Consider the following 26,188-nt stretch of genomic DNA (forward strand, 5'->3'; position numbering starts at 1 on the left):
ACAATCGGCATATGGCAATTTGAACTAAGTTCATTTTTAGAAATAACATTCTAGTATTCAATACGATTTCGATCAAAAGGAACGGAAAGGTCAACCATGATCAAAGCGAAACTGCAGGATGTCAAGCGCTCCCTGATCCTCGAGGCGGCGGCGGAATCCTTCGAGTCGGCGGGGTACGAAGCGCTCAAGATCTCCGATCTGGCCAAGAGCGTCGGGGTCTCCGTGGGGACGATCTACGGGCTGTTCGACTCCAAAGAGGGGCTCTATATGGCTTATGTGAAAGCGCAGATCGGCGGCTATATCGAGGAACTCCGGGCACGCTGCGTAGAGGTGACGGAGCCTGAAGCGCAGCTCGAAGCGGCATTTTGGCTCAAGTTCAGCCATTTCGCCTCCAAACGCAAGGCCGTCGAGGAGTGCGCGAAAAACAACCCGCTCTTTTTCAGCAATATCCGTCACAGCGAACCGGAGATCCTGGAGCAGGTGTACAAGGTGATCGCCGGGATCGTCCGGCGGATCAATCCTAACCTGGATGAGGAAGAGGCCCTGGCGATGTCCTATCACATTGCCGGTCTCAGCGACGGGTACATAAACTACTGGCTGGTCCACGACGGCGACCTGCTCTCGAAGGTGCCGGCACTGCAGGCCCAGATGTTGACCATGATCAAAGGATGCTAATGCGACAGATTTTCTCTTTACTTTTCGCGGGGACGGCCCTGTTCGGCTTCGATCTGCCGACGCTGATCACCCAGGCGCAGCAGAATGAGCAGGTGCAGGCCTACGCCAAGCGCGCAGAGGCGGCGGCGCACGCACACGACGCGGTGGTCGCGTCGTACCTGCCGCGCATCGACGTGGGGGCGAGCGCCTCGTATATCGACGAACGGGGCAGCATCGATGTCCCCGAAACCTACAAGGCCTATGCCGAGGCGAACTTCGTCATCCTCGACGGCTTCAAGCGCAAGAACCTCCTTGATGAGAAGAACATGCTCACCGAGGCGGGGCGGTTCGACCTCGAAGGGTTCAAAAAGGCGGTTTCGCTGCAGGTGATCCAGCGCTATGCCGAACTGCAGAACGTCGCATCCGACATTGACGCCCTGCAGAAGAACCGCGAGCAGCTCGCCGAGCAGCTGGAACGGTTCAAACTCTTCAAAAGCGCGGGCATTGCGACGGAGGAGGACGTTGAGCGTCTGAACGCCGCCGTGGCCGATGCGGATTACCAGATCACGGCGCGGCTATTCGAGAGCGACCGCCTGCGCAGCCAGCTGGAACTGCTCAGCGGCGCGACGCTGGAGGGGGAACTGGTGCCGGGGGCGGTTGTCCTGCCCGAAGCACCCGAAGCGAAACGGCTCGACAGCCTCGAAGCGATGGCCTACCGGGTCCGTGCCCTGGGCTATGAGGCCGAACAGGCCGACAGCGTCTACTACCCGACCATCGCCCTTAATGACACCTATACCTGGTACGACTACGAGAATTTCAACCCGAGCTTCCCGGTCAATTTCGTCGACAAGCAGAACCGCCTGACCCTGCAGCTCACCATGAACCTGATCGACTTCGGCGCCGCGCGGCAGCAGAAGCAGGTGATCCGGCTCCAGCAGGAGGCGCGCGCACTCGAGCTGCGCTACGCCGAGAAGTCGGCGGAAGCGGACCGGGCCCTGGCGCTCAAGGCGATCCAGCGTGCCGAAAGCCTGCTCGACGCGGCGAAAAAGTCGGAAACGGCCTCGGACCGTACCTTTGCCGTCGTCAAGAAGAAGTACGAGGCGCGGGTCGTCGACTATATCCGCTACCTCGACGCGCTGAGCAAGGCCACGGAATCGAGAGCGCAGTACAACCGCGCACTGAGCGGGCTGAACAGCGCCAATGCAACCTATATCTATAACCTGGGGATGGACCCGAAGGAGTATGTCAAATGAAAAAGATCTTAGTGACGGCCGTCCTCTTTTTGACGGCACTGCATGCCGAAAGCATCTATGCGACGTTCGATGTCGAAGCGGAAAAGGCCGCCGAGCTCTCCCTGACCTCCAGCGGTACCATCGAAGGGATCAATATCGACGTCGGTTCCCGGGTCAAAAAGGGCGACATCCTGCTCTGGCTCGATAACGACGATATGAAAGAGGCCGTGGAGCTGGCCAAAGCACAGCTGGAGCTGGCCCGTGTCGACGCCAAGTTCGCCCAGCGCAATTTCGAACGCTACGAGAAGGTCAAGAACGTCATCGATGCCGGCGAATACGACCGCTACGCGTCGGCGTACGAGACGGCAAAAAGCCGACTGCACGAAGCGGAAGTCAACGTGCGCTACAAGCAGGCCCTGCTGGAGAAGACGATCCTGCGGGCCCCTTTTGACGGTGTCGTCTCGGACAAGCCCGTCGAGGTGGGGGACGTCGTCAGCGGCGCCATGATCAAGGTGCTGCTGCGGCTGCAGAGCGCGAAGGCGAACACCCTCAAGCTCAAAGTCGACCAGAAGTACTGGACGAAACTGAAAGCGGGCCAGACCTTCCGCTATCGTGTCGACGGCGAAACGGCGCCGCGCGAAGGGAAGGTGAGCATCGTCTACCCGACGGCCAACAACGCCAACCGCAAGATCATCGTCGAGGTCCCCGCCAAGGGGATCGTCCCGGGGCTCTTCGGCGAGGGTGAGATCGAGGCCGACTGATGTACAAATTCGCCATTAACCGACCCATCACGACGCTGATGTACGTGCTGACGCTCGTCGTCTTCGGACTGATGAGCTTCAAAGCCATGCCCGCGGCGCTCTTCCCCAACGTCGACTTCCCGATCGTGACCGTCAAAACGGTGTACCCGGGGGCGGAGCCGACCAGCGTCGAATCCCAGATCACCGACAAGATCGAAGAAGCAGTCTCGGGGATCAACGGCATCGACACGATCACCTCCACCAGCAGCGACGGCGTCAGCGTCGTCATGGTCAAGTTCCTGCTCGAGCGCAGCATTGACGAGGCGGCGAACGACGTGCGCGACAAAGTCTCCGCCGTCAAGCTGCCGGTCCAGGCGGAGAAACCGCTGGTGAGCAAGCTCGATATCGGCGCGGCACCGGTCATCAACGTCTTCCTGGCGGCGAAGGAGGCGACGCCGACGGAGCTGATGCTCTTTGCCGACGAGAAGGCCAAACCGGCGATCCAGCGTCTCAGCGGGGTCGGGGCCATCAACATCATCGGCTACCGTGACCGCGAGATCCGCATCTATCCCGACCCCTATGCCCTGAACAAGTACGGCATCACCGTCAAAGAGCTCAACGACATCATCTCCAAGGAGAACGTCAAGATCGGCGGCGGGAAACTGGAGAAGGGGCCCAGCGAGCTGATCATCAAGACCGAGGCCGACGCGGTGAACATCGAGGATCTCCTTGCGATCAAGATCAAAGACGAACTCCGCCTGGCCGATCTCGCCCGGGTCGAGGACGGCCTGGCGGATGCGAAGAGCTTCTCCTCCTATGACGGCAAGGCCGGCGTCATGCTGGAGGTACAGAAGATCTCGGGCACCAATACCCTCGACGTGATCAAACTGGTCAAGGATGCCGTGCCGGGGCTGCAGAAGCTTGCGGGCGACAAGATCGAGGTGAAAACGCTCAACGACACCTCGCCCTTTATCATCCACTCCCTCGAAGACGTCGAGTTCGACCTGGTGTACGGGGCGCTGCTGGCGGCGCTGATCATCTTTGTCTTCCTGCGCAACGTCACGATCACCCTCGTCGCCTTCCTGGCGATCCCGACCTCCATTATCGGCACCTTTGCCCTGATGGACTATATGGGCTTCGACCTGAACAAGCTGACGCTGATCGGGCTGACGCTGGCGATCGGTATCCTCATCGACGACGCCATCGTCGTTATCGAGAACATCTATAAAAAGATGGAAGCGGGGATGGGCAAGTTCGATGCGGCCGTCGAGGGGACCAAGGAGATGGCTTTCGCCATCCTTGCGATCTCCTCGATGCTGCTGGCGGTCTTTATCCCCGTCTCCATGATGAGCGGGATCGTCGGGAAGTTCTTCAACTCCTTCGCGATGACCGTCGCCTTTGCCATCGTCATCTCCTACACGATCGCGATGACCTTTATCCCCTCGCTCAGCGCCCGGGTGCTGCACAAGGGGGAGAGCCGCTTCTATGACAAGACGGAGTTTATTTTCGTCTGGCTCGACCGCGCCTACGCGGCGACCCTGCGCTTCGCCCTGCGGTTCAAGGTGCTGAACATGGTTGCCGTCCTCGTCATCTTTATCGGCTCCCTCTCGCTCTTCCCGAAGATCGGGATGGACTTTGTCCCCAAGGAGGACAAGGCGGAGTTCGAGGTGAAGATCGAGGCGAAGCCGGGGATCTCCCTGGAGGAGATGCTTGTCAAATCCCGCAAGGTCGAAGCGCTGGTCAACAGCGTCGACCAGGTGGAGTACACGACGCTGGGCATCGGCTATAACAGTGCCCAGGAGATCAACAAGGCGCTGCTCTACGTCAAGCTGACGGACAAAACGACACGGAGCGAGAACCAGGAGGAGATCATCCAGGCGCTGCGCGGCAAGCTCAAAGGGTTCGATCCGGATCTCTTCATCACCGCGGCGGCCATCCCGAACATCAAGGGCGCCGGGGTCTCCGTACCGTACCAGATCGTCCTCAAGGGCGACAGTTTCGAATCCCTTACCAAGGCCTCGGACGCGCTCACGACCTACCTGGCGCAGAAGCAGGGCTTCGTCGACATCGATACGAACCTCGAGGCGGGCAAGCCGGAGCTTCAGATCTCCATTCTGCGCGAAAACGCCAACCGCCTCGGCGTCCGCGCCGAGGATATCGCCAAGGCCCTCTCTACGGCCTTCTCCAGCGACCTGCCGATCTCCCAGTATGAGGAGAACGGCAAGCTCTATGACATTACCCTGCGGTTTGATGACGCCCACCGCGAGGACGTGGAGCAGATCAAGAAGATGGAGCTGCGGACCCCGGCGGGCGACCTCGTCTCCCTCGACGGGCTCGTGACCTTTGAGAACGGCAGCGCGATGGCGGCGGTCAACCGCTTCGACCGCGAACGCCAGGTGACGGTCTTCGCCGACCTCTTCGGCCTCGACCTCGGCGGGGCCGTCGGCTACACGATGGCCAAGATCGACGAGCTGATGCCCGAGGGCGTCAACTACCGCTTCACCGGCTTCGCCGAAGAGATGGCCAAGACGGGAAAAGCGTTTGTCACGGCGATCGGCCTGACCATCATCATGATCTATATCATCCTGGCGATCCTTTATGAGTCGCTGATCCAGCCCATTATCATCATGATGGCGCTGCCGCTCTCCATTACGGGGGTGCTGATCGCCCTCTTCCTGAGCGGGCAGCAGTTCAGCCTCTTCGTTATGATCGGCTTCTTCCTGCTGATGGGGATGGTCGGCAAGAACGCCGTCCTGCTCGTCGACTTCGCGAACGCCGCCGTTGCGAAGGGGCGGGAGGTCAACGAGGCGCTGCTCGAGGCGGGCGAAAAGCGTCTGCGCCCGATCCTCATGACGACCTTCGCGATGGTTTTCGCGATGCTGCCGCTGGCGTTCGGCAGCGGTTTCGGGAGTGAGACGAAGTCGCCGATGGCGATCGCCGTCATCGGCGGGCTGATCAGTTCGATGATCCTCACCCTGGTCGTCGTGCCGATCATCTACCGCCTGCTCTACCCGCTGGACCGCTGGCTGCGTTCGCACTACGAACGCCGCATCGGGGAGGCGTAACGCTTCCCTTTTCAGACGGCCTCTCATGGGCCGTTTACATTGGTTTACGCCGCGTTGGCTGCCGATATACAGCTTTTTCCTACAATCGTTTCCAAAGAGATATGAACGGTGTATAAAGTTTCTTGCCGTTCCCGAGCCACCGAACAACGATCTGAAAGGAGTTTGGGATGAAACCATTGATCAAAGAGAGTGCGACTTCGCTAACGGCGCTGGTATTCCTTGTCGTCGGCGTCAGCGGCGTGATGCTCTACTTTCACGTCTTCGATGTCCAGGTCAAGGCGCTGCACGAGACGCTGGGGTTGCTCTTCGCCGCCGCGGCGCTTCTGCACGTCTACTTTAACTGGAAGGGGATGAAGCGGTACTTTCCCAAAAAGCTTTTCATGGGGTATGCCGCCGTGATTACCGCCGTCTCGATCGGGTTTATCGCCTCTGCCGACAGCGGCCCCAACCCGAAGGTGACCCTGATCGAGCGCGCCCTGAATGCACCGTTGGCCTTATCGTTCCGGCTGCTGGAGACGGACCGGGAGCAGGCCGCAACGCTGCTGGGCGGCCGGGGGATCATGATCGGCAGTGCGGATTCGCTCGCCGAGATCGCCCGGACCAACAGCGTCTCCCCCTACGAGCTGGTGATGATCATCAGCGCACAAAAGCAGTAAAACAGCTACCCTGTTTGACGAAGGTTGTCCCTGCCGGGGCAGGCTTGGTCTATAATAGTAAGTGACACACTTGGAAGGATATCGGTAAAGTGAAAGATCGCACGCTCCCTCTCCACCGGCTCTGGCCCCTGCCGTTTCTGCTCGGGGCACTCCTGGGCGCCGAGACGCTGCCGCTCTCGGAACAGAAACAGGAGCTGCTGAAGCTCAAACGCGAACAGGTCAAAGAGCAAACCGGGACCGGCAAGACAAGCTGGGTTGCTCCGCTGATGCTGTCGCTCTCCTATACGCGCTCCAGGGATGCCGCGGGCAGCGAGGGCGGACTGGCGAGCGCCGGGGTGTCGTGGGACCAGGATGTTTTCCGCAGCGGCGGGATCTACTATACCGTCGAACAGGCGGACGCCTCCGGCAAAGCGAACCTGCTGGCCGTCGACCTGGAGGAGGCCGCCTACCTCAAGCAGGCCTATACTCTCAAAGCGCAGGTCGAGCGGGACCGCCTGAAGCTGCAACAGAGCGAGTTGACGCTGGCCAACCGCGACATCGACCTGATGATCACCCGGGCGAAGTACAAGGTCGGCAGCGCGGACATCAGCGAACTCAACCGCGTGACCATCGACCGCGATAGTGCGCGCAGTGATGTGATCGTTGTCCGCAACTCCCTGCGCAGCGAAGCGTTCGAACTCCAGAAGCTGCTCGGGTCGCGCGGCGTCGACACGGTGGCGCTGCCGGAGTTCCCCCTTGTCCCCCGCGACGTCTACCTGCAAAGCAGCATTGAACTGCTGCAATACACGGCCCAGCGCCGTGCGGACACGGCGGCGTGGAAGGTGACGCGTTCGGCCTACCTGCCGACGCTTTCGGTCAATGCGGGGTACGGCTACAACGACTACCGCGGCGACAGTCTCGATTATCACGGCGACCGCTACAGCTACGGCGCCGTACTGAGCATGCCGCTCGATATCAACAGCAGAGGGACGGTCGAGGCGAGCCGCCTGCAATCGCTTCAGACGCAGACGGCGCAGATCGACCGCAAGATGGAGCTGGAGCAGGAGTACGATATGCGTGCGGCGACCATCGGGGATTATGAAGAGAAGATCGGCGTGGCCGAAGAGATGATCGCCATGTACGACGACCTCTACACCTTCACGAAGAGCCAGGTCAAGGCGGGGTATACCTCCTCCTACGACCTCGAGTCTCTGGGCAATTCGGTGCAGATCCAGAAGCTCGAAAAGCAGATCCAGCACTACAACATCCAGATCGAGCGGATCGCGCTCTACTTTGACACCCGGATATACAAGGAGCAGTAATGGAAGCGATGGAAAAGGTCACGGCGTACAGAAGCCCCCGCTGGAAATGGATTATTCTGGGCTTAGTCGTGCTGACCGCGGCGGCCGTCGGCGGCTACTTCTTCCTGCAACCGGCCGAGAACGGCCAGGCCTACCGTTTCGTGACCCAGAGCGCGGAGCGGGGGGAACTCAACATCACCGTTTCGGCGTCGGGGTACCTGCAGCCGCTGGAGAGCGTTGACGTCGGTACGGAGGTCTCGGGCACGATCGAGAAGGTGCTTGTCGATTACAACGACCTTGTGAAGAAGGGGCAATTGATGGCGCAGATCGACAAGACGAAGTACCAGAGCACCGTGGACAAGGCCAACGCGGCGCTGATGTCGGCCAAGGCGACGCTGGAGAACGCGAATGCGGAGCTCTACCGCAGCAAGGCGACGCTCAAGCGCGACGAAACGCTGCGCGAAGAGACGAAAGGGGCGTTGCCGTCGCAAAGCGACTGGGATACGGACTACGCAAACTACCTGGCAGCCAAGGCGCAGGTCGATAACGCCAAGGCGCAGGTGGAACAGGCGAAGCACAGCCTCGTCTCTTCGCAGTACGACCTGGAGCGCACGGCGATCTATTCGCCCGTAGACGGTACCGTGCTCACCCGGGAGATCGACCCCGGCCAGACGGTCGCGGCCTCCTACCAGACGCCGACGCTCTTCACGATCGCCAAAGACCTGCGCAAAATGGAGCTGCAGGTAAGCGTTGACGAGGCGGATATCGCCAAGGTAAAGGCGGGGGACACGGCATCGTTTACCGTCGACGCCTATCCCGACACCGTCTTTTCGGGCACGATTCGCATGGTGCGGGTCAATTCGGAAATCGAGGACGGGGTCGTCACCTACATCGCCGTACTGGACGTCAACAACAGCGACCTGAAGCTGCGCCCGGGGATGAGCGCCGACGCGGACATTACCGTCCGGACCTTCCGCGATGCGCTGATCGTCCCCCGCGCCGCGCTGCTTTACCTTCCCGTTGCAACGTCCAAGGAGACGAAACTCTTCGCGTTTCATGATGATGACGAGAGCGCCTACGATGACAAACCGCACGTCTGGCGGCTCAACGGCCAGACCCCGGAGAAACTCTACGTCGAGGTGCTCGGTACGAACGGCACCCAGAGTGTCATCGCCGGGGAGGTGCTCACACCGGGGGACAGTCTCATCGTCGCCCAGGAGAAACAGCCATGATCAGCCTGGAACAGATCACCAAGACCTACGGCAGCGGCGAGGCGGCGACGCACGTCCTGCATCCGTTGGACCTGGAGATCGGTCAGGGTGAGTTCGTCGCCATCATGGGGCCCAGCGGCAGCGGCAAGTCGACCCTGCTCAATATCCTCGGCGCCCTCGACGTGCCCAGCGGGGGCCGTTACCGGTTCGACGGGACGGACCTGGGGCGGCTGACACACGAACAGCGCGCCCTGTTCCGCCGCTACGTTCTCGGGTTTGTCTTCCAGGGCTTCAACCTGCTCAAACGTACCTCGGCGCTGGAGAATGTGGAGATGCCGCTGATCTACCAGGGCGTTTCCGCCAAAGCGCGCCGGGAGCGCGCGGAGGAGGCTCTGGTGCAGGTCGGGCTCGCCGAACGCCTGCATCACGACCCCTCCCAGCTTTCGGGCGGGCAGCAGCAGCGCGTGGCCATCGCCCGTGCCATCGTGACGCAGCCGCAGGTCCTCATCGCCGACGAACCGACGGGGAACCTCGACACCCAGCGCAGCCATGAGATCATGGAGCTTATCCGGGGCTTCAACGCCCAGGGGATCACCGTGATCATGGTGACGCACGAAGAGGAGATCGCCGCGTATGCGTCGCGTACGATCCTCCTGCGTGACGGCCGCATTGAGAAGGACACGGGCCATGCTGCTTAACGCTTTCCTGCAGGCCATCCGCGAAATCAGGCGCAACCTGATGCGCTCCCTGCTGACCGCGATAGGGATCGTCATCGGGATCGCCTCGGTCATCGCGATGGTCAACATCGGGCAGGGGGCAAGCGAGTCGATTACCGCGAGCGTGGGCAGCCTCGGCAGCAACACCCTGCACATCATGCCCGGCCAGGAGAAGGGGCCTCCGGGGATGTCCGGAACGAGCATCCCCTTCGAGATGAAGGATGTCCGCATCCTGCAAAAATCGATCTTTACGCTCGAGGCGGTCTCCCCGATGGCCAGCAGTACCGTGAACGTGCTCTACCGCGACCGCAGTTACCAGACGAGTGTGCGCGGCGTTGAAAACGGCTATTTCGATGTCCAGAACTGGAACCTGGCGGAGGGGGAACGCTTCAGCGAGAGCGAGTTGCGGGCGGGGCAGAGCGTCTGTATCCTCGGGCAGACGGTGATCGACGAACTTTTTCCCGGGGGAGAAGATCCCATGGGGAAAAAGATCCGCCTCAAGAGCTTTTCGTGCCGGGTGATCGGAACGCTCGAGGAGAAGGGGGCGAACACCTTCGGCATGGACCAGGATGACTTGATCCTCGTCCCCATCAAGATGTTCCAGCGCCGTATCGGGGGGAATCAGAACATCCCCTCCATTTTGGTGTCGGTCAAGGAAAACTACCCCCTCGACACCGTCAAGCAGCAGATCCGCCAGGTGCTGCGCGAGAGCCGCAACATCAAACCGGGCAAAGAGGACAACTTCGCCGTCCGGAGCATGACGGCCCTGCTCGACACCCTGTCGCAGATCACCTCGATGCTGACGGTGATGCTGGGGGCGGTGGCCGCCATCTCCCTCGTCGTCGGCGGGATTGGGATTATGAACATCATGCTGGTCTCGGTGACCGAACGCACCCGTGAGATCGGCATCCGCATGGCCATCGGGGCCATGAGTCAGGATATCCTGATCCAGTTCCTGATCGAGGCGGTCGTGCTCTCGGGACTCGGCGGCATCTTCGGCGTGCTCACGGGCATCGGGATCACCGTGGGGGTCGCGGAAGCGATGGACCTGACCCTCGTCATCAATCCGGCCGTGACGACGGTCGCGCTGCTCTTCTCCATGCTCATCGGGATCGTTTTCGGGATCATCCCGGCCCGCAAGGCGGCGAACATGAACCCGATCGACGCGCTGCGGTATGAGTGAAAAATCCGCGCCGGCGCTGCCGGCCGCCCGGCGTCTGGTCACTTTTTAACCCTTTTTCTCCCTTTGTTTCCCTTTTTCCCCGCCGGTATGTGCGTTCATAGGCCGCTGCAGCAGTATAGGTTTAAGCATGATGCGGCATAATTTAAAACATATACTGTTACCGGAGACTACAATGAAGTATAGGGATTTACTTGTTCCGGTCGCCGCTGCCCTCTGTATCACGGGGTGTGCGACCATGGAGAAACAGGAAGTGCATGAAACGCCGACGGCGGCGCCCGCCGTCAGCAAGACGGTGCAGGCCGCCAAGGCGCTCAAAGAGGAGCCTGCAGGCCTGAAGCGCAAAGTGGCGATAGGCCGCTTTACCAACGAGACCCGCTACGGCCAGAGTTTCTTTATCGATGAGAACAGTGACCGGATCGGGAAGCAGGCGATGGATATCCTCTCCTCCAAGCTTTTCGAGACGGGCAAGTTCATCATGCTCGAGCGTGCGGACCTCGAGAAGATTCAGAAAGAGCTGGCGATGGGCGATGCGCCCGCGCTGAAAAACAGCGCTGACTATCTCATTCTCGGTTCCATCACGGAGTTCGGCCGCAACGAGGTGAGCGACGTGGGCTGGTTCAGCCGTGTCAAGAAACAGGAGGCCTTCGCCAAGGTCCATATCCGCATCGTCGACGTCAGTACGGGGCAGATCATCTACTCCGAAGAGGGCAAAGGCACCGCGTACAGCGAAGCCGGTACGGTCATGGGCGTCGGGGACAAGAGCGCGTATGACTCTCAGCTCAACGACAAGGCGATCGACGCGGCGATCTCGGACCTCGCATCGAACGTCATCGAGAACATGATGGACAAACCGTGGCGCGGCTACCTGCTGGGCTACGAGCAGGGGATGCTGATCACCTCCGGCGGCAAGAGCCAGAACATCAAGGTGGGGGACAGGTTCGACGTCATGGCGTCGGGCAAGAAGGTCAAGAACCCGCAGACCAACAGCATCATCACGCTCCCGGGCAAAAAGCTGGCGACGATCGAGATCGTCTCAACGGCAGGCGATACCCCAGAGAACGAAGTCTCCTTCGCGTCGATTACGAGCGGTGACCTGGGCGCGCGCCTGCAAACGAAAAATTTCTCGGACCTGTATATCCAGGTCCACAAGGATTAAAACATGAAAGCATTGACAGCACTGTTGATGGCTGCCGCCCTCTTTATGACGGGGTGCGGCTACAAGTCGGGCGTCGCTACGGGTGAGCGGGCGTCCTACCTCTACTTTACGGGTGACGTCGAGGGGGCAGCCGTCTCCGTCGATGACGGGCAGCCCTTCGCCGTCGAAGCGGGACGCGACCACCAGTACCGTGTCGCCCCGGGCAAGCACAGCGTGAAGGTCTACAAGGGCGATACGATCGTCGTTGAACGTGAAATCTATGTCGGCGACGGTATCGCCAAAGAGATCGGGGTACGCCCGTGAAGCTTGACATGTTGATGAAAGCGGCCCTCCCGCTGGCGGCGGTGGCCCTGATGACGGGGTGCGCCACGAAACCGCAAGCGCTTTATAACTACGGCACCTACAGCGAAAGCTACTACGCGTATAAGCAGGATGCCAGTGCGGAGAACCTCCTGGCGATGCAGCAGGCGATCCTGACGGCCATCGAAAATGCCAATGACAGCGTTTCCAAGCGTGTGGCACCGGGAATGTATGCGAACCTGGGCTACATCTACTTCAAGCAGGGGGACACCAAGCAGGCCGTCCACTATTTCGAGATGGAAAAGAGCCTCTACCCGGAGTCGGCGCACTTTATGGACCGCGTCATTGAGAAGGTGCGCAACGCCGAAGCGAAGGGGGCAGAATCATGAAATACGGAAAAATTGCTGCACTGGCGGCCTCGGTTTTCGCCGCAATGATCATGACCGGCTGTGCCGCGCACAACACGGGGATCACCAAAGGCGAAGCCTTCCCCCAGATGTATGAAGAGGACCCGCGCTCCATCGTGGTCCTGCCGGCAATGAACGAAAGCAGCGACGCCGAGGCGAAGGACTACTACGCCACGACGATCGAGATGCCGATCGCGCAGACAGGTTACTATGTCTTCCCGATGGAGATGGTCAGCGACATTCTCAAGCAGGAGGGCGTCTACGATACCGAACTGCTCTACAGTCTGTCCGCGGACAAGTTTTACGACTATTTCGGGGCCGATGTCGTCATGTTCACGCGTATCAAGGCGTGGGACGTCATGTACGCCGTGGTGGCCTCGTCTCTGACGGTCACGATCGCATCCGAAGCGGTCTCCACGAAGACCAACGAGAAGCTCTGGGAGTACGAAGGCAGCGTGACCGTCGACCTGACCGGCAGCAGCGGTGGCGGCGGCGGACTGGCCGGGCTGCTGGTGCAGGCGATCGCCACGGCGATCAATACCGCCGCGGCCGATTATGTCGAATACGCCCATGTTGCGAACGCCCGCCTCTTCTACGCTCTGCCGGCGGGCCCCTACCACCCGGCCCACCAGACGGACCAGGGTGTCGTTATCCGCAAACGCTAACCCTTTTCCTGCGGGAACAAAGAGAGCCTGGCGCTCTCTGCCCTCTCCATAACCCCTCCGCGACACACGATTGAACTTTCCGTCCCCCCGAATGCCCTATAATTAGGTAAAGATCCGAACATAAAGGGAAGCGATGAAAAAGGTATCGTTGGTGTTGGGCAGCGGCGGGGCGCGGGGCTACGTGCATATCGGTGTCATCGAGGCGCTGGAGGCGCGCGGCTATGAGATCGTCTCCGTCAGCGGCTGTTCCATGGGGGCGCTGGTCGGCGGTGTGTACGCCTGCGGCAAACTTGCCGAGTACAAGGCGTGGGTGCAGGGGCTCGAGCCCCTCGACGTTGCCTCGCTCCTGGATCTTGCCTGGGACAAACGGGGCATTATGAGCGGGAGCAAAGTCTTCGAGCGGCTGGATGAACTGATCGGTACGCAGACGATCGAAGGGCTTCCTATCCGCTTCACGGCCGTTGCCTCGGACCTGAACCGGGGCAAGGAGGTGTGGTTTCAAAGCGGCGATCTCCTAACCGCGATCCGCGCCTCCGTCGCCATCCCTTCCGTCTTCACGCCGGTGGAGCTCGACGGGATGCTCCTTGTCGACGGCGGGGTCCTCAACCCGCTGCCTGTGGCGCCGACGATGCGCGACCGCAGCGATCTCACCATCGCCGTCAACCTCTACGGCCCCGACTCGGAGCAGGAGGAGCCCGCCGTGGCCGAGCGCTACGACTCTTTTGCCGAACGCCTGGCCTCCAAAGCCAAAAATGCCATCAAGGAGCGCCTCCGCCGGCAGGAGCAGGCGCATATCTTCTCCATCCTCGACCAGAGTTTCGATACGATGCAGCGCAGCCTGACCCAGTACCGCATCGGCGGCTACCCGCCCGATATCATGATTACCCTTCCCAAGAATATCTGCAGTACGTTTGACTTCCATAAAGCCGCCATGCTGATCGAAGCGGGCCACAGGGCGGTGGAGGAGCATCCGGCGTTCGGGTGACATTTTTTTTAAAAAACGTTATTTTTTGTACATATCGATATGGTATACTTCCGGGACTTTCGCTTAGGAGTATAAGGAATGATGAAGCGTGCATGGATGACGAGTGCGCTGCTGGCGGCACAGATCGCGGCAGCGTCGCAATACAATTTCGAGGTTTCACCGGTAGTGGGGATCGGTATTCCGGAAGGCAACATACTGCTCGAAAACGAGACGATCATCGGGGGTGAAATCCAGATCAACAATCTCTTTTCCTTCCCGATCAAACCGGAGCTCTCCGCCTACTACGCGACGGATACGGACTACTCCTATGAGCCGCCGGCGCCGACGCCGCCCCTCTTCCTCAGCCCTGCCGACATGTCCGCTTCGACGAATATCTGGCGTCTTGGCATGGGCGCCGTCTATGACTATACGGAAGAGGGCCGCTTCCGTCCTTTTGCCAAGATCGGTGCGGGGTACGAGAACATGAGCGACCCGCTCTACGGCAACAAGAACGGTGCCTACGGCGACGTCGGTGCGGGGGTCAAGATCCCGTTTAGCGAGCAGGTGGCGCTGAAACTCGAAGCGATCTATATGCTCAAACCCAACGGGGGGCGCTACGACAGCAACCTGCTGGCGCTCGCCGGTCTCTCGTTCGCCTTCGGCGCGCATGAAGCGGCGGCAGCCACAGCCGCGGCAGGCTACCGGACCTACGACAGCGACGGCGACGGTGTCATCGACGATAACGACCAGTGTCCGAACACGCCCAGAGGCGTAGAAGTCGATGCCTTCGGTTGTGTCCCCGACAGCGACCGTGACGGCGTGGTTGATTCCCATGACGACTGCCCGGAAACACCGACAGGATTCAAGGTTGATAAGGTAGGGTGTGCCGCAAGCTTCCACTTCAGCGTCGAATTCGCCACGGACTCCGCCGTGGTGACGAGTGCCCATATGGACGAGATCGACGCCTTCGCGGACTACATGAAGGTTAACCCGTACAGAGCCGAGATCGTCGGCCGCGCCGATGACCGCGGGACGAACGCGTACAACGACGTGCTCTCGAAGAAACGCGCCGAAGTCGTTGTCGGCCTGCTGGTTGACAAGGGGATCGCGTCTGATCGTTTGAGTGCCGTCGGAAAAGGGGAGACCGATCCGATCGCCACCAACGCCACGGCCGAAGGGCGTGCACAGAACCGTTCTGTCCGCGCAGAACTGATCCGCTGACCCTCCCGAAGAGACGGCTGTGCCGGCTCTTCTCCCTCTCTTTTTTACCGTCTCTTCATTTAACTGTTTTGCATCGAGCGCGCCGCATGGACAAAGGCTGCGAAAATTTTCCGGCTGTGCCAGCTGTAGGGCATGAACTCGGGGTGCCACTGAATGCCCAGCATGAAGGGCAGCGCCGTATGTTCGATGGCCTGGACGATGTTGTTGCCGTCGCGCGCGGCGACGCGGATGCTCTGGCCGGGCCGGTCGACCGCCTGGTGGTGCAGGGCGTTCACGCGCAGGGTCGACTGGCCGATGATGTCGTGCAGGTTCGTGCCGTGTTCCAGCGTCACCGTTTTGAGCGGCAGGGGCGTATGGGGGTGGGCGACGTCGAGGTCGAAGTCGTGGATATGCGGATGCAGCGTCCCGCCGAAATGCAGATTGAGCAGCTGCATACCGCGGCAGATCCCCATGACGGGCACCCCACGGCGGATGGCCGTCTCAAGGAGGTAGAGCTCCATGGCATCGCGGGCGGGGTCGGTGTGTTCGATGGCCGGATGCGCCTGGGCGCCGTACGTCTCCGGGTCGATATCGCTGCCGCCGGTGATCAGCAGGGCATCGAAAGATAGATCGCGGTAATCGGTTTCGGGGTGCAGGAAACGGCTTCCCGCCCCGTGGCCCCCCAGCAGGAACCGGGAGAAGTACCAGGCGAGCCGGCTGCCGCGACGGCCCCCCGTGACGGCTATTGTGACGCTTCGGCCCATTGGCGTATCCTTTTGATCCACTGTTTTTTACGGAATCGGTAGAAGAATGAGTTCATCATGCGGTAGCGCGCATAGGCGAGGGAGAGCAGCGTCTCCGTATCTTCGGCCAGGCGTTCGACATGGAGCCAGCTGTTCCAGGCGTCGGCAGTGTGCCAGCCCGCTTCGTCGACGCGGGAGTTGGGGAGGCGGAAGTGAAAGGCGGGCCGCGGCGAGATCTTCTCGGCCGGCAGGGCCCGGCGGACACGCCCCAGGTCGTTCCAGGCCAGCAGCGGCAGCAGGTCGAGGGCCCGGTTGCGCGTCGGGTTGGCTTCCAGGTAGTCATCGATAAACCCCTCCATCGTCGGGCGGTAGGCGGGGTGCAGGACTTTGCGGATGTAGTCGGAGGGGAAGGGGTCGATATAGAAGGAGAGGCGCCGCGTCAGGACCGGGCGGATCTCTTCTGCCAGCAGGTCATAGAGGACGAGGTAGGCGCGCAGGTAGGCGAGCAGGGTACGTACGCTCATCTCGGGGATCTCGGGATTGATATGGAAGCCGAAAACATAAAGGGGGTTGGCTGCCGTCCCGAGTGCCCCGGCATCCCGCAGCGCCTCTTTCAGCGTTTCCACCACTTCCAGTTCGTTCAGCGGCAGGGGCGGCGTCGTCAGCTCAAAAGGCACGAGTGACGCGGAAAAGGAGCCGATGAAATATTCGATCGCGTCGATCTCGTCCTGCTCCATCGCTTCGTCGAAACCGGCATTGTGCAGCCACTCCTGGAGCCCCGAGCGGATGAGGAACTGAAAATCGAGGGTGAGGGTAAAGTCCCCCCACGGCGTCGGGCCGACGACATAGTGCCAGGGGTTGACTTCGGTGATCTCGCCCCCGGTGATCTCCGCGACGATCCGGGCACACGTTTCGAGCTCCGGGCCGGAGTATTCCAGTTCAAAACCGACGCGACGCATTTCGCCGTCGCTGCAGCGCACTTTCGGCGGTAGAAGAAAGGGTGTCATACAATAATTATAACCACACTTTCGGTGTTTGCATGGGGCTTGACATCGCGGGGGCATCGGGCTATCATGAAAAAAACGGTGCGCGGTTCCGCCATCGAAAACGGGGGTACGGCATGTGCAAGGATGCGGTTGTTTTCTTCAATAAACCCAAAGGGGTCGACCTGGAGGCGGGAAAGAGTTATATGTACTGTATGTGCGGGCGGGCAAAAGAGGGGCTTTTCTGCGACGGCAGCCACAAGGGAACGGGCTGCATGCCGCTCAAGTTTACGGTAGAGAAGAGCAAGGCGTACCTGCTGTGCCGCTGCAAATCCTCCAAGAACCTTCCTTTTTGCGACGGGACGCACAGTTTCTACGGCGAGGACGACGTCGGCGGTCCGGTGATGGGGGAGTAAAGCAGGTGGAACCCCGAACGGAAACAGCCGCATGATTCTGAACCACGAGGCGCGCATCGAAAAGGCCGCGGCGCTGATGGAGGCTTTCGAAGCGCGTACCCCTTTCGATCGGACGGGCGGGCGCTACCTCTGGACGGACGCGTTTGCCGTCTGCAACTATCTCTCCTTGTTCAAGCGTCTCGGAGCGAAGGCATATCTTGACCAAGCCCGCGCATTGATCGATGCGGTACACCGCGAGCTGGGGACGTTCCGGGACGATGACAGGCGTCACGGTGCCCTGAGCGGTCTGGGGGAGGCCGATGCGGCGAACTACCCGACGGTAGCGGGACTGCGCATCGGCAAGGCACTGCCGGAACGCGGGGAAGCGGAGGCGTACGATGAAACGTCGGAGTGGGACCGTGACGGGCAGTATTTCCACTACCTGACCAAGTGGATGCATGCCCTTGACCGCATGGCGGCCGTGAGCGGGGAGGTACGCTACAGCCGCTGGGCCGTCGAGCTGGCCAAAAGCGCGCACCGCGCCTTTACCTATGCGATGCCAGACGGCTCGAAACGCATGTACTGGAAAATGAGTACCGATCTGCGGCGGCCGCTGGTGATGTCGATGAGGCAGCATGATGCCCTCGAAGCGTACGTGACCTATCTGCAGCTCTCGGTGACGGCCCGTGCCCTGGGAGACGATGCGGGGCTCGGCGGGGAGCTTGAAGCGACCGGGGCGATGGCCGAAACGATGCCGCTCGCTACGGATGACCCGCTGGGGCTCGGGGGGCTGCTCTTTGATGCGACGCGGGTGACCCAGCTGATGGCGGGGCACGACCTGCCGCTGCGCGGCCTGCTGCGCGCGATGCTGGAAGCGGCGCGGGAAGGTACGGAACGTTTTTTGCATAGCAGTGCGCTGCGTTACCCAGCGGAGGCCAGGCTGGCCTTCCGGGAGCTGGGACTGGGCATCGGCCTGCACGGTATTTCATTGATGCAGGTGCTGAACGATGGGCATTGGAAGAACGGGGTGCTGGCCGAGCAGCTTGGCGCGCTGCAGGCCTCCGTGCCGATGGCCGAGGTTTTGGAGCTTTTCTGGCTGCGGGAGGCGCACCAGGCGGCTGCGACCTGGCGGGAACATGCGGACATCAACACGGTCATGCTTGCCACCTCGCTGCTGCCCGATGCCTTTTTGACGATAGGGGGGCCGGAGCATGCGTGACCGGCAGGCACAGGCGGCGCTGATCGCCGAGATGATCGGATACGGGGCGTTGCGTACGCCGCGCATCATCGAGGCGTTCCGTGCCGTCGACCGCAGCACCTTCGTGCCTGAGATCTACGGCGACGACAGCTACGGCGACTACCCGCTTCCTATCGGCGAGGGGCAGACGATCTCCCAGCCGACGACGGTCGCCTTTATGCTGGAACTGCTCAATGCCCAGCCGGGCCAGCGGGTACTTGACATCGGTTCGGGCTCCGGCTGGACGACGGCGCTGCTGGGACATATTGTCGGCCCGGAGGGGGAAGTCATCGGGCTGGAGTGCCGAAAAAGCCTGGTGGAACAGGGGCGCCGGAACATCGCGTCGTTCGGTTCCGGGCAGATCCGGATTGAGGCGGCGGGCGAAGAACTGGGCGTGCCCGGGGAACAGTTTGACCGGATTCTCGTCTCCGCCGCGGCGCCGGAGCTTCCCGAGCAGCTCCTGGCGCAGCTGCGATCCGGCGGTATTCTTGTCATCCCGATCGGCGAAAGCCTCTGCCGGTTTACCAAAAACAGGGAGGGTGCCGTGCACGAAGAGGTGTATCCGGGTTTTTTATTCGTCACATTAATGTATAAAAACTAACAGCGTTATTATCCGTATATAATATTAACTATTAGATTTTGTATAGTATTAATTTTGCTTCTGTTACTATCCGAAAAAGAAATAGCTATATAAGGATTTCCAATGTCGGACAAGTTTAAGTTGAAGCCCCTCGATATCGAGGTCCCCGTCGATTCCAAAAAAGAGATTTTATCCGAGACGGATGCCATGGGTAAAATCGTCTACGCCAATGAATATTTTGTTGAACTCTCGGGTTACCCGGAAGAGGAGCTGATGGGCAAACCGCATAACATTGTCCGCCACCCTGATATGCCGAAAACCGTCTTCAAACTGCTCTGGGACGCGCTCAAAGCGGGCAAAGAGTACAAAGCCATCGTTAAAAACCGCCGCAAAGACGGTAAATACTACTGGGTCTACTCGGAGTACAAGCCGCTGTTCAACGAGCACAAGCAGATCCGCGGCTACCGCTCGCACCGCTGGCCGGTTCCGAAAAAGGTGCTTGAAGAGGTCGAGACCCTTTATGCGAAACTGCTCGACCTGGAAGCGACGAAGACGCAGCGCGACGCGGAGATGTTCCTCGAGCTGAAGCTGCACAATGACGGCTTCCACGACTACTCCTCCTATATTGACGATATCTTCCACAAAAAACTGAGCGGCATGTTCGGCTTCTTCGGCAAACTCTTCGGCAAGAAATAAGCCTCTCTTCGCGCACCGGGCTGCGCTATAATGCCCGAATGCACACAATCAATCAAAACGTCGTGCGCCTGGGGTGGGTGAGCTACTTCACCGACCTGGCCTCCGCAATGGTCAACCCCATACTGCCGATTTTCATTGTCACGGTACTGCACGAGGGGATGGACAAGCTGGGCATCATCGTCGCTGTGGCTACCTTTGTCTCCTATGCGCTCCGGATGGTCTCGGGGTACATTGCGGACTACTACGGCGTGGTCAAGCCGCTGGTGGTGGGCGGCTACCTGCTTTCGGCACTCTCGAAACCGCTGCTGGGGCTGAGCCAGGGGTGGGGAAGCATTGCGGCGCTGCGGGCGCTGGAGCGGATGGGCAAGGGGGTACGCTCGGCCCCGAAGGACCTGATGATCGCCGCGTACAGCAAACAGAACGCCCACGGCAAAACCTTCGGGTTCCACAAAACGATGGATATCGCGGGGGAGTTCAGCGGGACGCTGCTGCTGTTCGGGCTGCTGTGGTATTTCGGCGAAAGCGAGGAGGTGATCCGTACGCTCTTCGTGGCCACGCTCCTGCCCGGCATCATCGGGGTCGTGATCGTCATCTTTCTCGTACGCGACGTCCCCAAACGCGAGCAGTGTACGGAGCGCTTCCGGCTGAGCGCAGCGGACAAAAAGACCGTCATGCAGCTGCTCTTCTACTTCCTCTTTCTCTTTTTCATCTTCAGCGAGGCCTTTTTCACGGTGCAGGCCAAAACCGTCGGCATCGCCACGGCGCTTATCCCGCTGCTCTTTGCCGTATCGACGGGGGTGCAGACCCTGACAAGCTATCTCTTCGGGCTGGCGTCCGACCGCTTCGGCGGCAAGGCGGTGAGTGCCCTCGGCTACGGCTGCGGTATCGCCGCCCAGGCCCTGTTGTGGCTGCAGACGCCTGCGGCGACCTGGGCCGCTTTTGCTTTTCTGGGGCTCTTTACGGTCGCGACGCTCAATGCAAACCGGGCGATGATCGCGGAACAGGCGGACAACCGCGGTTCGGTCTACGGCATCTTCTACGCCGCCGTCGCGCTCTTCGCCGCGGCGGGGGCGGCATTCGGCGGTTGGCTCTGGGAGCAGTTCGGCATGCAGACCGCGCTCGATGTCGCCCTGGGGGGAACCCTGGCCGTTAGTGTATTATATGGATTGAGAAGGGGGCTCCGAGGATGAACAAACCGAAATATTCGCTGCGCAAGAACTTCGGCTATGCCATTGAAGGGTTCATGCACGTTTTCCGGCACGAGACGATCTTCAAGATCGAGACGGCGCTCTTTGTCGTACTCAGCATCGTCGCGTGGAGCATCGACGTGCCCAAGTGCGAACGGCTCTGGCTGCAGTTCTCGCTCTTCCTCCCCATTGTCGCGGAGCTCTTCAACAGCGCCGTCGAGCGGGGGGTGGATCTGAGCACGCGCGACTACCACCGGCTGGCCAAGGCGGCCAAGGACAGCGCCGCGGCGGCCTGCCTTATCAGTGTCGTTATGACGGTGATGATCTGGGCTGTCGTGCTACTTTAGGGCTGCTTTGATCTGCTCGACGAACTCCTCGATGTCGTTGTAGAGGGCCTGGAGATCCTCTTCGTGCTCGACCTCGTCGGCAAGGATCTGCGAGACGATGTCGTAGGTGACAATGTCCTTTTCGCGGGTGAGGTCGACGAGGTCCGAGTAGACGCTGATGGCGCACTGCTCCCCTTTGATCGCCTGCTCGAGGACCGCCATGACGTCGGGGTTTTCAGGCGCTTCGTAACCGCAGTTGCTGTGCACCATCCACTCCGAAGGGCTCAGTGCCGGCGTGCCGCCGAGCTGGATGATGCGGTCGGCGACCATCGTCGCGTGGCGCAGTTCGTCCGCCGCATGCTGGTCAAGCTCGGTGATCGCGGCGTCTTTCATGATTCCCTTGACGACCTTGGACTCGATGAAGTACTGGTAGTAGGCCAGCCACTCATCGCAGTACGCCTTGTTGAGCAGTTTGACGACCGCTTCCGCTTCAATGCCTTTGAGTATGGAAATACCGCGAATTGCCATGACGGACTCCTTTAAGAAATTGTAATAATTCCATCATAAGACGATTCATCTTAAGTCAAGATCAACAAATAATAATTATTGTTTTGTTCAGTTGGGTTTGATCCCCCCGGCGGTTTAGTGCTATGATAGTGGCAGCGAAGCAGTAGGAGGGAGAAATGGCAACGGTTATCTCGTACGGCGCGGCGGAAGTGGTGACGGGGTCATGCCACCTGCTCGAACTGGAAAACGGCAAGCAGATCCTTATCGACTGCGGTATGTTCCAGGGCGGGGAGGAGGAGCGCAACGCAGACGCATTCGGATTTGACCCGGCGCAGGTCGATTTCCTGCTGCTGACCCATGCGCACCTTGATCATTGCGGACGGATGCCCAAACTCGTCAAAGAGGGGTTCGACAAAACGATCGTGGCGACGCAGGCGACCTTCGACCTGGCCGAAGTCATTCTGCTCGACAGTGCCAAGATCATGCTCGAAGATTACGAAACCCACTTCAAAAAGGCGCTGCGCCGCGGCAGCGAAAAAGAGGTGAACCCTCCGCTCTACGGCGAAGACGACGTCAGGGATGCCCTGAGCCTCACCCGCATCCTGCCCGAATACGGCGAACCGTTCACCCTCTGCAAAGGGGTCGAAGTGACCTACCGGGATGCGGGGCACATTCTCGGCTCCGCCTTTATCGAGATCGCCTACGAGGAGGCGGGGGAGACGCGGACCATCGTCTTCTCCGGCGATATCGGCAACGATAACGACATGGTGCTGCCCAACCTCGCCCCCTGCCGCCATGCGGATTACCTCTATACCGAATCGACCTACGGGGACCGCGACCACCAGAACGCCCTGCAGAGTACGGCGGAGTTCAAAAAGGTCATCACCGATACCCTGTTTGACTGGGGGAACGTCCTGATTCCCTCCTTTGCGGTCGAGCGGACCCAGGAGATCCTTTTCCTGCTCAAGGAGATGCACGAAAGCGGTGAACTGCCGCACTGTAGGATCTTCGTCGACTCCCCGATGGCGATAAGGGCGACGGAGGTGTATGACCGCTACAGCGACCTGCTCAGCGCCAAGTGCCGCGAGGTGAAGGCGCGCGACGGCCGCGTCTTCGATTTTGAGCTGCTCTCCTATACCCTCGACGTCGGGGAGTCCAAGGCGATCAACCAGATCGACAGCCGGGCCATCATCATCGCCGGCAGCGGGATGTGTACGGGTGGCCGGATCCTGCACCACTTCAAGCACCGCCTCTGGAATCGCAAGAACGCGCTGATCTTCGTCGGCTACCAGGCGGCCGGGACGCTGGGGCGGCGGATCATCGACGGGGAGAAATGGATCAAGATCTACCGCGAAGATATCCGGATCGAGGCCAGCGTCTACACCATCAACGGCTTCTCGGCCCATGCCGACCAGTCGGGGATCCTCTCCTGGATCGAAGGGATGAACGGTGTGAAGAAGATCTTTCTCATCCACGGGGAAGCGGACAAGGAGCTGCTGTTCAAGCAGGCGATTGCGGAGAAGCTGCACAAAGAGGCGCATATCGTAGAGCAGAACGAGGTGATCTACCTGTAGCGCAACGGGAAAGGCAAGAGCAAGGAACACTGCTCTAAGGAGGAAGCGATGGCATATGTAAAGTGGTTCAGGGAGATCGGGATCGGCGATGTCCCCACCGTCGGGGGCAAAAACGCCTCCCTGGGGGAGATGTACCGGCATCTCAGCGCGGCGGGGGTCCTGGTCCCCAACGGTTTTGCCGTCACGGCGGAGGCTTATGACGCCGTGCTCGAAGCGAACGGCGCCCTTGAAAGGCTGCATGCCCTTCTCGATGATTTTGACCCCGACGATGTTGTGCAGCTGCAGGCGCGCGGAAAAGCGTGCCGGGAGATCGTCTACAACTGCACGCTCCCGAGCGCGCTGGAAGCGGAGATCCTGGAAGGCTACGAAGCGCTTAAACGCGAATACGGTGACGACGTCTCCCTGGCGGTGCGCTCCTCCGCGACGGCGGAGGACTCCCCGGAGGCCTCTTTCGCCGGGCAGAACGACACCTACCTCAACATCGCGTCCCCGGAGGCGCTGCTCGATGCCTACAAACGCTGCCTCGCCTCTAACTTCACCGACCGCTCCCTGCACTACAAGTTTGACAGCGGCTTCGACTATTTCGACGTCAGGCTCTGCGTCGTCGTCATGAAGATGGTCCGCAGCGACATCGGTGCGAGCGGCGTCATGTTCAGCATCGACACGGAGACGGGTTTCCGCGACGTCGTCTACATCACCGCTGCCTACGGGCTCGGCGAGAACGTTGTGCAGGGGACGATCGACCCGGACGGTTTTTACGTCCACAAGCCGACGTTTGCCCTGGGGCACCGGGCGGTTCTGAAACGGAGCCTGGGGAAAAAAGAGCTCAAAATGATCTTTTCCGAAGCGCTCAGCAGTGGCAGTATCGCCGTCGAGTACACGAAAAACGTCGAGACGCCGCCCTCCGAACGGGCGCGGTTCTGCATCACCGACGAGGATGTGATGGTGCTGGCCGACTATGCCGTCAAGGTGGAGAAACACTACTCGGAGAACGTCGGGCATGACAAGCCGATGGACATGGAGTGGGCCAAGGACGGCATCGACGGCCGGCTCTACATGGTACAGGCGCGCCCGGAGACGGTGGAGTCGCAGAAAAAGGGGTCGATCCTTGAGATCTACCATCTGAGCGAACCGGGGGAGGTCCTCGTCAGCGGCCGCGCTGTCGGGACGAAGATCGGCAGCGGGAAGGTGCACCATATCCGCGACACGGCGCAGCTCGGCGACTTCAAAGAGGGCGAGGTGCTGCTGGCCGATACGACGACGCCGGACTGGGAGCCGGTGATGAAGATGGCCTCGGCCATCGTGACCAACCGCGGCGGGCGTACCTGCCATGCGGCCATCGTCAGCCGCGAACTCGGCATCCCGGCCATCGTCGGTGCGGAGGATGCGACCGAGAAGCTTGCGGACGGCCGGGAGGTGACGGTCAGCTGCGCCGAGGGGGAGACGGGCAGGGTCTATGACGGCAAAATCTCCTACGACGTCGAGCGGACCGATCTCAGCCACCTCCCCAAAACGCGCACGAAGATCATGATGAACCTCGGCAATCCCGACCTCGCCTTTTCGCTCGCACACCTCCCCGTCGACGGGATCGGCCTGGCGCGGATGGAGTTTATCATCAACGAGTCCATCAAAGCGCACCCCATGGCGCTCATCCACCCCGAAAAGACAGACCTGGCCACGCGGGTGCAGATCGAAGCGCTCACTGCCGCCTACGAGACTCCGGAGGATTTCTTCGTCAAGACCCTCTCCGAGGGGGTGGCGACGATTGCATCGGCGGTCTATCCCGAGCCCTGTGTCGTGCGTATGAGCGACTTCAAGACGAATGAATACGCCACGCTTGCGGGCGGGAAATTCTTCGAACCGCTGGACGAGGCGAACCCGATGATCGGTTTCCGGGGGGCGGCACGCTACAGCCACCCTGCCTACGAGGAGGGGTTCGCGCTGGAGTGCGCGGCGATGAAGCGGGTCCGCGACGAGATGGGCTTTACGAACGTCATCCTGATGATCCCCTTCTGCCGTCGGGTCGAGGAGGGGCGGCGGGTCGTCGAGACGATGGCGCGGCACGGGCTGGTACGCGGCGAAAACGGGCTGCAGATCTACGTCATGTGCGAGATCCCCAACAACGTCATCTCCATCGACGGCTTCAGCGAGGTGTTCGATGGCTTCAGCATCGGCAGCAACGACCTGACCCAGCTCACCCTCGGCGTCGACCGCGACAGCGAGATCGTCGCGTTCGATTACGAAGAGCGGGACGAGGGGGTGCTGACGATGATCGAGATGGCCGTCGAGGGGGCCAAGCGCAACGGCCGCCACAGCGGTATCTGCGGGCAGGCCCCCTCGGACTACCCCGAAGTCGCGGAGTTCCTCGTCAAACTCGGGATCGACTCTATCAGTCTCAACCCCGACAGCGTGCTGACGACACTGCCGCGGATCATCGAACTGGAAACGGCGCTGAACGGGGCACCTTCTGAACAGTAATGCGGTGTTTTTGAAAGGGGTGAAGCGTTGAAGCGCCGCCACGGCAGGGCGGC

The 26,188-nt window shown here is 60.6% G+C and carries 26 protein-coding genes; 23 read left to right on the forward strand and 3 right to left on the reverse strand.

Annotated elements, in window-relative coordinates:
• The first annotated feature begins 96 nt into the window (after positions 1 to 96).
• From WCX18_RS01430 to WCX18_RS01500, 15 genes are all read left to right on the forward strand, one after another.
• Positions 97 to 675, forward strand: a complete 579-nt coding sequence (locus WCX18_RS01430) for a TetR/AcrR family transcriptional regulator (RefSeq protein ID WP_345988930.1) — start codon at positions 97 to 99, stop codon at positions 673 to 675.
• Positions 675 to 1,907 (forward strand): TolC family protein, encoded by a 1,233-nt coding sequence (locus WCX18_RS01435; RefSeq protein ID WP_345988932.1) that lies wholly within the window; start codon positions 675 to 677, stop codon positions 1,905 to 1,907. The genes WCX18_RS01430 and WCX18_RS01435 overlap by 1 nt, the downstream gene beginning before the upstream one ends.
• A complete protein-coding gene (locus tag WCX18_RS01440) occupies positions 1,904 to 2,647 on the forward strand; it encodes an efflux RND transporter periplasmic adaptor subunit (RefSeq protein ID WP_345988933.1) in 744 nt (247 codons plus the stop codon). Before WCX18_RS01435 ends, WCX18_RS01440 begins: the two co-directional genes overlap by 4 nt.
• Positions 2,647 to 5,691: an efflux RND transporter permease subunit gene (locus WCX18_RS01445; RefSeq protein ID WP_345988935.1), complete on the forward strand. Its 3,045-nt coding sequence runs from the start codon at positions 2,647 to 2,649 to the stop codon at positions 5,689 to 5,691. Before WCX18_RS01440 ends, WCX18_RS01445 begins: the two co-directional genes overlap by 1 nt.
• 167 nt (positions 5,692 to 5,858) lie before the next feature.
• Positions 5,859 to 6,347, forward strand: a complete 489-nt coding sequence (locus tag WCX18_RS01450) for a DUF4405 domain-containing protein (protein ID WP_345988937.1) — start codon at positions 5,859 to 5,861, stop codon at positions 6,345 to 6,347.
• A gap of 89 nt (positions 6,348 to 6,436) precedes the next feature.
• Positions 6,437 to 7,648 (forward strand): TolC family protein, encoded by a 1,212-nt coding sequence (locus WCX18_RS01455; RefSeq protein ID WP_345988938.1) that lies wholly within the window; start codon positions 6,437 to 6,439, stop codon positions 7,646 to 7,648.
• Entirely contained in the window at positions 7,648 to 8,859 is a 1,212-nt protein-coding gene (locus tag WCX18_RS01460) for an efflux RND transporter periplasmic adaptor subunit (protein ID WP_345988939.1), read from the forward strand. The genes WCX18_RS01455 and WCX18_RS01460 overlap by 1 nt, the downstream gene beginning before the upstream one ends.
• Positions 8,856 to 9,536, forward strand: coding sequence for an ABC transporter ATP-binding protein (locus WCX18_RS01465; RefSeq protein ID WP_345988941.1), 681 nt, complete (start codon positions 8,856 to 8,858; stop codon positions 9,534 to 9,536). The genes WCX18_RS01460 and WCX18_RS01465 overlap by 4 nt, the downstream gene beginning before the upstream one ends.
• A complete protein-coding gene (locus tag WCX18_RS01470) occupies positions 9,526 to 10,737 on the forward strand; it encodes an ABC transporter permease (RefSeq protein ID WP_345988943.1) in 1,212 nt (403 codons plus the stop codon). The genes WCX18_RS01465 and WCX18_RS01470 overlap by 11 nt, the downstream gene beginning before the upstream one ends.
• A gap of 172 nt (positions 10,738 to 10,909) precedes the next feature.
• Positions 10,910 to 11,893: a CsgG/HfaB family protein gene (locus tag WCX18_RS01475; protein WP_345988945.1), complete on the forward strand. Its 984-nt coding sequence runs from the start codon at positions 10,910 to 10,912 to the stop codon at positions 11,891 to 11,893.
• A gap of 3 nt (positions 11,894 to 11,896) precedes the next feature.
• Positions 11,897 to 12,196 carry a hypothetical protein gene (locus tag WCX18_RS01480; protein ID WP_345988947.1) on the forward strand — a complete coding sequence of 100 codons (300 nt, stop codon included), beginning with the start codon at positions 11,897 to 11,899 and terminating at the stop codon, positions 12,194 to 12,196.
• Positions 12,193 to 12,582 (forward strand): DUF4810 domain-containing protein, encoded by a 390-nt coding sequence (locus tag WCX18_RS01485; RefSeq protein ID WP_345988949.1) that lies wholly within the window; start codon positions 12,193 to 12,195, stop codon positions 12,580 to 12,582. The genes WCX18_RS01480 and WCX18_RS01485 overlap by 4 nt, the downstream gene beginning before the upstream one ends.
• Entirely contained in the window at positions 12,579 to 13,265 is a 687-nt protein-coding gene (locus WCX18_RS01490; RefSeq protein ID WP_345988951.1) for a GNA1162 family protein, read from the forward strand. Before WCX18_RS01485 ends, WCX18_RS01490 begins: the two co-directional genes overlap by 4 nt.
• A 133-nt stretch (positions 13,266 to 13,398) precedes the next feature.
• Positions 13,399 to 14,250 carry a patatin-like phospholipase family protein gene (locus WCX18_RS01495; protein ID WP_345988953.1) on the forward strand — a complete coding sequence of 284 codons (852 nt, stop codon included), beginning with the start codon at positions 13,399 to 13,401 and terminating at the stop codon, positions 14,248 to 14,250.
• Between the two features lie 78 nt (positions 14,251 to 14,328).
• Entirely contained in the window at positions 14,329 to 15,450 is a 1,122-nt protein-coding gene (locus WCX18_RS01500) for an OmpA family protein (protein ID WP_345988955.1), read from the forward strand.
• Between the two features lie 59 nt (positions 15,451 to 15,509).
• On the opposite strand, the gene WCX18_RS01505 is transcribed toward WCX18_RS01500, so the two are convergent.
• A complete protein-coding gene (locus tag WCX18_RS01505) occupies positions 15,510 to 16,193 on the reverse strand; it encodes a gamma-glutamyl-gamma-aminobutyrate hydrolase family protein (protein ID WP_345988957.1) in 684 nt (227 codons plus the stop codon).
• Positions 16,172 to 17,179, reverse strand: coding sequence for an amidoligase family protein (locus tag WCX18_RS01510; protein WP_345988959.1), 1,008 nt, complete (start codon positions 17,177 to 17,179; stop codon positions 16,172 to 16,174). Before WCX18_RS01510 ends, WCX18_RS01505 begins: the two co-directional genes overlap by 22 nt.
• A gap of 32 nt (positions 17,180 to 17,211) precedes the next feature.
• Between WCX18_RS01510 and WCX18_RS01515 the strand changes: the two genes are divergently transcribed.
• The 6 genes from WCX18_RS01515 to WCX18_RS01540 all read left to right on the forward strand — a co-directional run bounded on the left by WCX18_RS01515 (position 17,212) and on the right by WCX18_RS01540 (position 21,597).
• Positions 17,212 to 17,571 carry a CDGSH iron-sulfur domain-containing protein gene (locus WCX18_RS01515; RefSeq protein WP_345988961.1) on the forward strand — a complete coding sequence of 120 codons (360 nt, stop codon included), beginning with the start codon at positions 17,212 to 17,214 and terminating at the stop codon, positions 17,569 to 17,571.
• 31 nt (positions 17,572 to 17,602) lie between these two features.
• The gene (locus tag WCX18_RS01520; protein WP_345988963.1) at positions 17,603 to 18,769 is read left to right on the forward strand and encodes a hypothetical protein; all 1,167 of its coding nucleotides are present in this window, start codon (positions 17,603 to 17,605) and stop codon (positions 18,767 to 18,769) included.
• A complete protein-coding gene (gene pcm, locus WCX18_RS01525; RefSeq protein WP_345988965.1) occupies positions 18,762 to 19,388 on the forward strand; it encodes a protein-L-isoaspartate O-methyltransferase in 627 nt (208 codons plus the stop codon). The genes WCX18_RS01520 and pcm overlap by 8 nt, the downstream gene beginning before the upstream one ends.
• Positions 19,389 to 19,490: 102 nt before the next feature.
• The gene (locus WCX18_RS01530) at positions 19,491 to 20,063 is read left to right on the forward strand and encodes a PAS domain-containing protein (RefSeq protein ID WP_345988967.1); all 573 of its coding nucleotides are present in this window, start codon (positions 19,491 to 19,493) and stop codon (positions 20,061 to 20,063) included.
• A gap of 38 nt (positions 20,064 to 20,101) precedes the next feature.
• Complete coding sequence (locus WCX18_RS01535; RefSeq protein WP_345988969.1) at positions 20,102 to 21,253, forward strand: MFS transporter; 1,152 nt, start codon at positions 20,102 to 20,104, stop codon at positions 21,251 to 21,253.
• Positions 21,250 to 21,597: a diacylglycerol kinase gene (locus WCX18_RS01540; protein ID WP_345988970.1), complete on the forward strand. Its 348-nt coding sequence runs from the start codon at positions 21,250 to 21,252 to the stop codon at positions 21,595 to 21,597. The genes WCX18_RS01535 and WCX18_RS01540 overlap by 4 nt, the downstream gene beginning before the upstream one ends.
• Here the strand turns inward: WCX18_RS01540 and WCX18_RS01545 are convergent.
• The gene (locus WCX18_RS01545; RefSeq protein ID WP_345988972.1) at positions 21,589 to 22,104 is read right to left on the reverse strand and encodes a ferritin-like domain-containing protein; all 516 of its coding nucleotides are present in this window, start codon (positions 22,102 to 22,104) and stop codon (positions 21,589 to 21,591) included. The genes WCX18_RS01540 and WCX18_RS01545 overlap by 9 nt on opposite strands.
• 155 nt (positions 22,105 to 22,259) lie before the next feature.
• Between WCX18_RS01545 and WCX18_RS01550 the strand changes: the two genes are divergently transcribed.
• Together WCX18_RS01550 and ppsA are read left to right on the forward strand one after the other, a co-directional pair.
• Positions 22,260 to 23,657 carry an MBL fold metallo-hydrolase gene (locus WCX18_RS01550; RefSeq protein WP_345988974.1) on the forward strand — a complete coding sequence of 466 codons (1,398 nt, stop codon included), beginning with the start codon at positions 22,260 to 22,262 and terminating at the stop codon, positions 23,655 to 23,657.
• A 48-nt stretch (positions 23,658 to 23,705) separates the two neighbouring features.
• Positions 23,706 to 26,135, forward strand: coding sequence for a phosphoenolpyruvate synthase (gene ppsA / locus WCX18_RS01555; protein ID WP_345988976.1), 2,430 nt, complete (start codon positions 23,706 to 23,708; stop codon positions 26,133 to 26,135).
• Positions 26,136 to 26,188: the final 53 nt, after the last annotated feature.

The organism is Sulfurimonas sp. HSL1-2, assembly GCF_039645565.1.
Classification (GTDB): Bacteria; Campylobacterota; Campylobacteria; order Campylobacterales; family Sulfurimonadaceae; genus Thiomicrolovo; species Thiomicrolovo zhangzhouensis.